The 8,629-nt window shown below is 49.1% G+C and carries 14 protein-coding genes; 12 read left to right on the top strand and 2 right to left on the bottom strand.

Translation table 11 applies throughout. The annotated features are described in order from the left end of the window. The first annotated feature begins 317 nt into the window (after positions 1 to 317). Positions 318 to 632 (top strand): enhanced serine sensitivity protein SseB C-terminal domain-containing protein, encoded by a 315-nt coding sequence (locus PHD76_12775; protein MDD5262711.1) that lies wholly within the window; start codon positions 318 to 320, stop codon positions 630 to 632. After that, entirely contained in the window at positions 598 to 1,236 is a 639-nt protein-coding gene (locus PHD76_12770) for a hypothetical protein (GenBank protein ID MDD5262710.1), read from the top strand. Before PHD76_12775 ends, PHD76_12770 begins: the two co-directional genes overlap by 35 nt. Here PHD76_12770 and PHD76_12765 read toward each other — a convergent pair. Further along, the gene (locus tag PHD76_12765) at positions 1,186 to 1,506 is read right to left on the bottom strand and encodes a type II toxin-antitoxin system PemK/MazF family toxin (protein ID MDD5262709.1); all 321 of its coding nucleotides are present in this window, start codon (positions 1,504 to 1,506) and stop codon (positions 1,186 to 1,188) included. The genes PHD76_12770 and PHD76_12765 overlap by 51 nt on opposite strands. Beyond that, positions 1,496 to 1,672, bottom strand: coding sequence for a hypothetical protein (locus tag PHD76_12760; protein ID MDD5262708.1), 177 nt, complete (start codon positions 1,670 to 1,672; stop codon positions 1,496 to 1,498). The genes PHD76_12765 and PHD76_12760 overlap by 11 nt, the downstream gene beginning before the upstream one ends. A 1,328-nt stretch (positions 1,673 to 3,000) precedes the next feature. Between PHD76_12760 and PHD76_12755 the strand changes: the two genes are divergently transcribed. From PHD76_12755 to PHD76_12710, 10 genes are all read left to right on the top strand, one after another. Beyond that, positions 3,001 to 3,303, top strand: coding sequence for a hypothetical protein (locus tag PHD76_12755; protein MDD5262707.1), 303 nt, complete (start codon positions 3,001 to 3,003; stop codon positions 3,301 to 3,303). Between the two features lie 498 nt (positions 3,304 to 3,801). Next, positions 3,802 to 4,164, top strand: coding sequence for a hypothetical protein (locus PHD76_12750; GenBank protein ID MDD5262706.1), 363 nt, complete (start codon positions 3,802 to 3,804; stop codon positions 4,162 to 4,164). Positions 4,165 to 4,286: 122 nt separating this feature from the next. Further along, positions 4,287 to 4,706, top strand: a complete 420-nt coding sequence (locus tag PHD76_12745; protein MDD5262705.1) for a hypothetical protein — start codon at positions 4,287 to 4,289, stop codon at positions 4,704 to 4,706. A 219-nt stretch (positions 4,707 to 4,925) separates the two neighbouring features. Then, positions 4,926 to 5,132, top strand: a complete 207-nt coding sequence (locus tag PHD76_12740) for a type II toxin-antitoxin system HicB family antitoxin (GenBank protein MDD5262704.1) — start codon at positions 4,926 to 4,928, stop codon at positions 5,130 to 5,132. A 27-nt stretch (positions 5,133 to 5,159) separates the two neighbouring features. Beyond that, a complete protein-coding gene (locus PHD76_12735) occupies positions 5,160 to 5,441 on the top strand; it encodes a hypothetical protein (protein ID MDD5262703.1) in 282 nt (93 codons plus the stop codon). 22 nt (positions 5,442 to 5,463) lie between these two features. Beyond that, entirely contained in the window at positions 5,464 to 5,898 is a 435-nt protein-coding gene (locus PHD76_12730) for a hypothetical protein (protein ID MDD5262702.1), read from the top strand. A 172-nt stretch (positions 5,899 to 6,070) separates the two neighbouring features. Then, positions 6,071 to 6,256 carry a type II toxin-antitoxin system HicA family toxin gene (locus PHD76_12725; GenBank protein ID MDD5262701.1) on the top strand — a complete coding sequence of 62 codons (186 nt, stop codon included), beginning with the start codon at positions 6,071 to 6,073 and terminating at the stop codon, positions 6,254 to 6,256. Continuing rightward, a complete protein-coding gene (locus PHD76_12720; protein MDD5262700.1) occupies positions 6,253 to 6,468 on the top strand; it encodes a type II toxin-antitoxin system HicB family antitoxin in 216 nt (71 codons plus the stop codon). Before PHD76_12725 ends, PHD76_12720 begins: the two co-directional genes overlap by 4 nt. Before the next feature lie 132 nt (positions 6,469 to 6,600). After that, the gene (locus PHD76_12715; GenBank protein MDD5262699.1) at positions 6,601 to 7,089 is read left to right on the top strand and encodes a hypothetical protein; all 489 of its coding nucleotides are present in this window, start codon (positions 6,601 to 6,603) and stop codon (positions 7,087 to 7,089) included. 434 nt (positions 7,090 to 7,523) lie between these two features. Next, positions 7,524 to 8,189 carry a hypothetical protein gene (locus PHD76_12710; protein ID MDD5262698.1) on the top strand — a complete coding sequence of 222 codons (666 nt, stop codon included), beginning with the start codon at positions 7,524 to 7,526 and terminating at the stop codon, positions 8,187 to 8,189. Positions 8,190 to 8,629 lie beyond the last annotated feature (440 nt).

The following is an 8,629-nucleotide window of genomic DNA, read 5'->3' as shown; positions in this document are numbered from 1 at the left end:
AGACATACGAGAGATACAGCGGGAGTTGCCAGACTCAGGAATTTCACGCCCGAAACGAATATACTAAAAAAAGTCGAACCATGCCGTGGAGCCAACGCGCTACCGCGCGCGGCTCACGACGGACGTTCTGCAATAAAACTATGAGCGAGCGATCATTACCCCGTGGAACCAAAATGTTTTTCGGTGCTCCAGCTAATTGATGCTGATTGGAAGCAGTATCAGGACTGGCTATTTAGATGACCCAAAAGGCCGAACCAGTTCGTCCAGCCAATCCGCCAAAGGCGGATGGCTGACGAAGGACGTTCTGCAATAAAACTATGAGCGAGCGATCATTACCCCGTGGAACCAAAATGTTTTTCGGTGCTCCAGCTAAGCCTATACCAGAAGTGCTAGCGGACGCTCTAGGTCAGGTTGTTGCTCAGGTCGATGGAATTTGCGAAGCCTACATTTCGCAGACATTCATCGAAGGCGACAGTGAAGCACGTCAGGTTCTGGTCGTCGGCGTAGAAAAGAAAGAGAAAATACCAGAAATCATGAATGACCTCATGGGCAAAATGAAGTTGCTCCTTAGAATCATATCGGTAAGGAGATCAAGAGATGAAGAAAAACAAAACTACGATCAAGGCCAGTGAATTGGACCGCATTTTTGACGAAGGCGGCGACATTACCCCCTACCTGGATCTTTCCCGCGCATGGCGTCCTGGCCTTGAGCAGAAAAGGGTGAATGTGGATTTTCCCCAGTGGGTCATTGATTCTCTCGACTTTCAGGCGACCCGTTTGGGGGTGACCCGTCAGTCGATTATCAAAGTTTGGATCGCTGAAAGGCTCAAGGAAGAAAATCTGCTAACCAGCGCATCCAGACCAATGACCTACTCCGTCACGCCTCCTGCTTGTCGCTACGCTCCGGCAGGAGCCGCGCCGTCGCAGGTCATGTCTGATGCGGGACGTTCGACAAAAATTATGAAAACCACAACGATACTGTTTCTTACCATTTCTCTCATTTGCTCAACTGCATTGGCAAGAGACACTGCCCGGGATTTACGCCGCATGGTCGGTTACACAATTATTTCAGCAGACACAGTCGAAAAAGTCCTCACTGGTGGCCCAGGCGAGAAGTATATTCGCCTCAGTGGAGGCACTGTCCTTAAGGTACGCGCGCGGCTCACGGCTGACGTTCGGAATAAATCAGGCCAGATTCAAGGCAAACTTGATGGCGTTCCGTATTTTCTGCATTAACGCATCCGGCACGACGCCGAGTTTCCTTTCGAGCCGACGGGATGGGACGGATCCAAGACCTTGAACATTAGCAACCCCGTCCTCCCTCAAAAATGACAACTCAGAAATATTTACTTCGTAGCTGCTGCCGCGATCCTGTGTCGTGCAAGGCACATAGATGATGATGTCACGAGGGGGATTGGAATCATATCGGGAGACGACGATCACGGGTCGTGTTTTGGCGGCCATTCCCAGATCGGCCAGCCAGACTTCTCCAGGATTAACCCTCATCGAGCATGTCCAGCACTTCTTGCTCAGCCTTGCGCGACCGTCCGATGTCGAGCGCATCGTCATCAGCCATTTCGATTATTTCAGACACGAGCTTTTCCACCGCCTGGGATTTGTTGGCTCCCCACTCGTGCATTTTTTGATCGAGTTTTTCGGCTATCGCTGTCATAGTGACAGTCTAGTGAGACGATTCTGGCAGTCAAACCAAGAGATTCCGAACCAGTCGATGGACTCAAAGACCATTCTCGCCATGCTCGAAGTTCTGTCACAGTCCATGCGGTAGCATGGCCAGCGCCAGAACCATGTGGTCTTGAGTCATCGATGACGTTAGCGGACATGAGCCACAAGCAGACATCACCTAGGAGTGCCGACGAGAAAGGTTACGTTGATTATCTTAATGCCGAGCGGCATTTATTTGCTTGGTGCCTTGTGGTTCACGGTGGCGTTTCGTGGCCAGACGCCAAAGCACAGGCAGAGCAGTTTTACAGATATGAGACGGTGAGCGAGCAGTATCGAGGGCTTGTCTTTCACGACGAGGCGTGGGATTGGGCGATGCAGAAGTTATTCGGCGAGCAGTATTGGCTGGCACGTCCTGACTTGGCGAGTCCCTCAGCAGATTACCGAGCAGAGTCACGAAGATTTCAGCATGAGTAGATATTGTCCGCCTAACAAGTCGCCGGAGCCAACCGCCGTTGGCGCGGTCAGTTCCGCTGTCGCTGTTCACGTCGCGAGTCGGCGGTGGCTCAGCTTTCTACGTTCGGCAGAAAAAACAATGACACCGATGCCTGCAATTTTTTGTGACAGACGCGGCACCGAGAGCATTACTGTCTTCACGACAGGAACTTCGCTCTCGACCGAAATACGGGGAATCAAGTTTACCGGGACGGGGTTTGACTCCCTTTCCCCTGCCACAGAATCCGACCAATTTGACTTAAGTCTTGGTGACTTATGCGGATTTACATTGTCGGTTCAAATTCCGGTTCATTTAGCAACCCCCAAGGGACACCGAGAGGCAGAGATATTGGCTGAAATTGAGATCGGATCACCTACCAGCCCAGCTGGGCCTTACAAGGAGAATGTAAAGGCGAGCCTTATACAGCCCGAATTTACCGCCGTCTCGACCGAAAAATCAGGCTATTTTGAGTATGAACTTTTATCCCTGGAGTCACAGATGCCTCCCGGATTTCATCTCCAAGCATGCATTACATGTGGACTCAGCGACTATTGGCCTGCCGGTTGCGGAAGTTTTGGGTGTCTGGCCTGCTTTAGAGACGTACCCGAAGAATATCGAAGAGTTAATTCAAAACAGGGTATCTTTGACCTTTGGGATAAGCTCACCGAATATGTTCAGGAGACTTATTACTGCTCCCATTTCGAACCACGTCCTAAAGGAAGAGGTTACAGAGGATAACAGAAGGCCGAACCAGCGCTTCCAGCCAATGACCTTCATGCCCCTGCTTCGCAGCGTTATGATTCCTGCGTGCGCAGGAACCGGTCATGGCTGAAGCGGGACGTTCGGCAGAGAATATGTCTGACAACTCGACTCTATTGATCAATTGCGTTTCCCACGGCAAAAGAATCGCCGCCGTGGTCTGTTGCCACATGCTTTCCACCAAAGACCACAAAGTGGGCTTTATCGAAAACAGCTCTGATCCAAACGATCTGCAAGCTTGGTGCTCAGAGTGTGAAGCGATGTTCTTATCAGAAGGCGACAAAACCGAAGCCTTTAGACAATTCAACGACCTGGCAATTGTTTGCACAGACTGCTATGCCTCTATAAAAAAGCTTCACTCTGACTAAGCCATTTCAAAACAAACTGAACGCCGACGTTCGGCATACAAAGTATGATCGTAGGACTTACCATCGATCTTAGCGATAACCACCATTATATAGCTGGTTCGCTTGTTATTTTAATTCTGGCCCTAGGCTTTTATGCCATACGTAATTTTTCACTAGCGGAATGGATTGTCTGTCTGTGCATTTCCTTGGGCTTATCTACTCTTATTTTAGGGGCATCACGCAGTCTGACAAAGACAGGTTGCTATTCTGGGCTACATGGAATACCCATTTTAGAAAAGACACACCCCTATCTTTCTTTCTTTTTATTAAGCCTTGCATGTGGGATTATGATTTATCAAAAACTAAGAAGAAATTAGAAGATGAAAAAGCCGAACCAGTCGATGGACTCAAAGACCATTCTCGCTATGCTCGAAGTTCTGTCACAGTCCATGCGGGAGCATGGCCAGCGCCAGAACCATGTGGTCTTGGGTCATCGATGACGTTAGGTGACAAAAAAATATGAACGACATTAATGAACGCGATTTCACCGGCATCTGCATTTATTGCGGAAAGGCCCTTTTTACAAGTCAACGCGCATTGTCTAGTTCAGGGCGTCTCATTTGTTCTGATGCCTGCGGCAAGAAACTATTAGCCGATGAAATCGCATTGGATATAATTCGAGCTAAGACCATAAGACAGATGCAATTGTCGTCCATATCCCTTTACATTATTGGAATCATATTTCTCCTATTTGGGATTCCGCACTTATTTATGAAGCATTTCCTTTTTCTAGGTGTTTTTGTGGCTGGAATGGGCATAGTTTTTATATTCTGCGGATTTTTATATTCAAGAAAGAATGAAGCAAAACAAAAGATCACCTAACCAGTGCATGCAGGCCAATGACCTACTCCGTCACGCCTCCTGCTTGTCGCTACGCTCCGGCAGGAGCCGCGCCGTCGCAGGTCATGCCTGATGCGTAACGTTAGACGAAGAATTCCCCAGTTGTGAACACAAACCGAACTTTCATTCCGTCCAGAGGCGCTTTAATTGCTCAAACCTGTTTTTTCTCCATCACATGTCTTTATCCCTCTGCGATTACTTTTTTCATGCTGATTTTTCAGCCACATGAATCTACAATTCCAAAGGACAAGACGGGCATGTTGGTCTCAGCTATTATTCCCCCAATTCTTCTTGTCGTGACCATTTTTGGACTCCGCCGCCACTTCTGGGCGATACTGTTGTCGATAGCCGGTCAGATCGGAGTGAGTTTGTTTCTGATATTCGGAATTATTTGGCTCATACGGCAGCCTGGCGATGATTTTGGAGCCGGTCTTGGTGTCTTGATTCTTGCCCCTTTCACATTAGTCTCGATGATTATTTCATTGGTACATGGCATTTCGATATGGAAGCAAAAACACGTCTAACAAGGCGCTCCACACCAACGGCTCTCCGGGCGGGTTGTTGTAAAAGTGCGACCATAGCGTCACCGGCTCAGTCACGGATGCTGCTTGTGCAGTCTCCGCGCCTTCGCCTCGCACCGTTGTGCAGCCATTCGCCGGTTCCAGAGAGCCGTGGGTGAGCTGAGCGTTCAGCAGGAAAAAGACGCACTTGCCTTGCCTTTGCCAGTGAAGTAACCTCTTTTCATGAATTACACCGCCATTATTAAGCAGGATGGAGACTGGTGGATTGGTTGGGTTGAAGAAGTTCCTGGAGTCAATGCTCAGGAAAAGACCAAGGCAGATTTACTTTCCTCACTTCGCCAAGCCCTATCTGAAGCGATTGAATTTAACCGAGAAGAAGCACGAGAAGCAGCCGAGGACAATTATACCGAGGAACTGCTATCGGTATGAAGCGTCGCGAATTCGTGCGATACCTTCATGATCACGATTGCATTCTCATTCGCGAAGGCGCCAACCATTCTTGGTGGGGCAATCCTGCGAAGAATAAAAGATCTGCAGTTCCCCGACACAGCGAAGTTCATGAGATTATGGTTCGTAAAATCTGCAAAGATTTGGATATCCCAAAACCATAAAAAGCTGAACAAGGTGGTGCAGGCAACTCCTCACAGCGCAGTGTTTTGTGGCAAGGCCCGCATGGGCCGCGCCAGCAAAGCTGTCACACCCCATGCTGAGTCTATCGAGGCTGTGAGGGCCGCCTGACCACGGACGTTCGACTAAGTCAATGAAACTAAGAGAAAAATTATTCAGCTGTCCAGTCAGGCATTCCTATCGCTGGCTTTTTATTGCCATTTTCATTTGTATGTGTCCGATATTATGGGTGCTCCTTAGGCCGCCACTACCATCGAAACCAATAGAAGATATACTTTGGACGTCTGATTCCTCACGCACCGTTTTTTATGGACCAGGGACACCCGAATCATTGGCCTTCGCTAAACAACTCAAAGAAATGTTTAAAGATTATTTGGGTCCTAATTGGGCTTGGTCTTTTTCTGGTCCCGTGTATATAGCTCCATTACAGGAAATATTCTCAGGATCTGACGATGAATTCATTATTGCCTATCCTTTTGATCCTAATGTGGCATTGCAATTGCAAAAAGCACACAAACAGAAATTAAAAGAAAAAATCGTCGAACAAGGGCATGGAGCCAACAGATGACAGCGTCCGGATCATGTGATGGGAGTTGCATCCGTCGCGTCACCCCGCAGCGGTGTGTCACGCCGGCTGCTGAGTTTTGTGGGGCTGTCACTGTGGCTCATGCCTGACGTTCGACAAAATCCATTTAAACCCGTCCCTTGACCGCTCTTTGCTAGGCTGCTACGAAATTTGAGTGAAGGTTCGCGAAGCAATTCGACTTATTCAGGACGATGGATGGTATCTTGACCGCACCCGAGGCAGCCACAGGCAATTTAAGCACCCAAGCAAGCTTGGTTTGGTAACTATTCCCGGCAAGCCCAATGATGATCTTGCGCCGGGAACGAAAAACAGTATCCTTAAACAGTCGGGGTTAAAATGAGCAAATACCTTATTATTATTGAGAAAACCGATACTGGTTACTCGGCTTACTCTCCTGATCTTCCGGGGTGTGTGGCCACAGGAAGCACCCGTGCTGAAGTCGAAAGCGAGATGAAGGATGCCATTGAGTTTCATATCGAGGGGCTGAAACTTTCCGGATATGAGGTTCCAGAGCCTGGTTCGGTGGCGTCTTATTGCGAAGTTGCGGCTTAAAAATAAAAAGTCGAACAAGGTGATGGACCGTAACTGCCCTAATCGCTTCGCGATTCCTTCTGTCATGCCGCCTGCGGAGCAGGCGTCTCGCCAGAAGCGAGTGGCAGCCGGTCATCACAATCGTTCGGTAAAATGAAACAGCCGAGTCCATTCCCACCTCCTGACGATGAAGTCTGTGAACAATATGGTCGCACCATGTATTACGCTCAAAGACTTGAACGGGAGTTTAAGCTGGTTTTGTTGGGCGCAGAATTGCTCGGAAAAATTAAGATAAATAAGAAAGATTTCAAAGATACGAAGGGATTTGTAGCCCGCCAAAACCTTGGAGGACTTATCAAAGCCCTCCGTGACGGCAACGGGCTAGAAGACAAAAATTTGAAAAAGATGCTTTACGATGCCTGTGATGACAGAAATCGACTGGCGCACGCCTTATTCTCCAATTACGATCCAGTTCATATTACAGAATCAAAAAGGAAAGAGATGTTGGAAGAACTTGGAAGGATTCGACTTTCCGTAGGAAACGCCTTTTTAGTTATTAGGGAGTTCCGAAGAGCCATAGAAGAAAGCTTAGGATTTACCGAGGAACAGATTGAAGCTGAATTATCTAAACTCGAAGAATAAAACCGAACAAGGTGGTCCAGCCAACCGCCTACAGCGTCACGCCTCCTGCTTCCGCTTCGCTATGGCAGGAGCCGCGCCGTCGCAGGTCATGCCTGATGCGTAACGTTAGACGGACATAAAATGAAATCAGATGTTTCGATTATCGCCCCCGGCTGCAAAAGTCTGTCGATTGAGCAACATCTTGCGGAAAGACAAAAAATACGGGCCGAGTTGATGGTGAAATTTCAAAAGGACTTGGTCAACGCGGCAGGGTGGAAAAAACTCTGGATTAGGATCAAGATCGAGAGGGAGATTTCTCGACTTTTGCGGAACCGGATTTACGCTCAGTAGAACAAACCGTCTAACCAGCGCATCCAGACCAATGACCTACTCCGTCACGCCTCCTGCTTGTCGCTACGCTCCGGCAGGAGCCGCGCCGTCGCAGGTCATGCCTGATGCGTAACGTTGAACTCATGACCCCGGTCGCCCTGGTTTTATCTCTCATAACATTGGTGTATTGCCTGTTTGCTCTTGGCGATTGCCACCAACCTGCGGTTGTCACAGGTCCAGAGATCATTGTTGCGATTTCATTTATTCCGATGGCTTTGCTTTCCTTCGGACTGGTTGTTTATGGCGGACTTCGTGTTTTGGGTGGTGAGCGCCGATCCTATTATACCGCAGTTTCCTTGCTCGCATTGCCGCTTCTCGTTGTTGCAGGTACACGCGTAGTTGCTGGTTCACACGAAGAAAACTATGGGAGAGACGTTAGTTCTTGGTGCTCCAAAGCCGACTCTCTTGCAGCCATTCTGCTCGATTATTATCATTTACACCCTGACAGATTCCACGTTCTCGGTGATTCGGAGGAAGTGACGGTTGACGGCTTTACTGAATTTTGTCAGTCTCGTCCCGATTTTGCTGCACTGACAATTCGCTACAACTCCAGCCAGTTGCTAGATTGTATGGGCAAGCCTTTCCACTATTACGTTGATCGCGATCACAACGGCCAAGTTGGGCCGATTATGCGAGGTCAGGTCTTTCCGCCCGCAAGCGTTCCTGAGCGTGTAGGCGTTATGGATAGCCGGACGAATTGTGTAGGACTTGCACCACGCCCAAAAGAATGAGTTCTAACCATACGCGCGGATTGTTGAAAAGCGCGGCCATAATTCCACCGGCTCAGTCACGGATGCTGCTTGCGCAGCCTCCGCGCCTTCGCCTCGCTCCGTTTTGCTGTCACCCGCCGGTTCCAGAGAGCCGTGGGTGAGCTTAGCGTTCGGTGAAAATAACCTGACTCGACATCCGCAAATATTGCGTTACGCTTTTCCCATGCCCGCTACTGTTCAATATGTCACTGACGAGTCTGGCCAGAAGACAGCCGTTCTTATGTCTCTCCCTGATTACGAGAGACTTATGGAGGATTTGGGCGACTTGGCGGCCATTGCCGAGAGGCGGGATGAGCCCACGGTTCCTGATGACCAATTCCTACGGGAATTAAAGCAGGATGGCATCCTACTGACTTGAGTGGCGCAAATCCACCAAGAAGGATTTGCATCGCCTCCCGCCA

Source organism: Candidatus Methylacidiphilales bacterium, from assembly GCA_028713655.1.
In the GTDB taxonomy this organism is placed as follows: Bacteria; Verrucomicrobiota; Verrucomicrobiia; order Methylacidiphilales; family JAAUTS01; genus JAQTNW01.
Note: the sequence above shows the minus strand (reverse complement) of the source record. Positions and strands in the feature narration are given on the sequence as shown.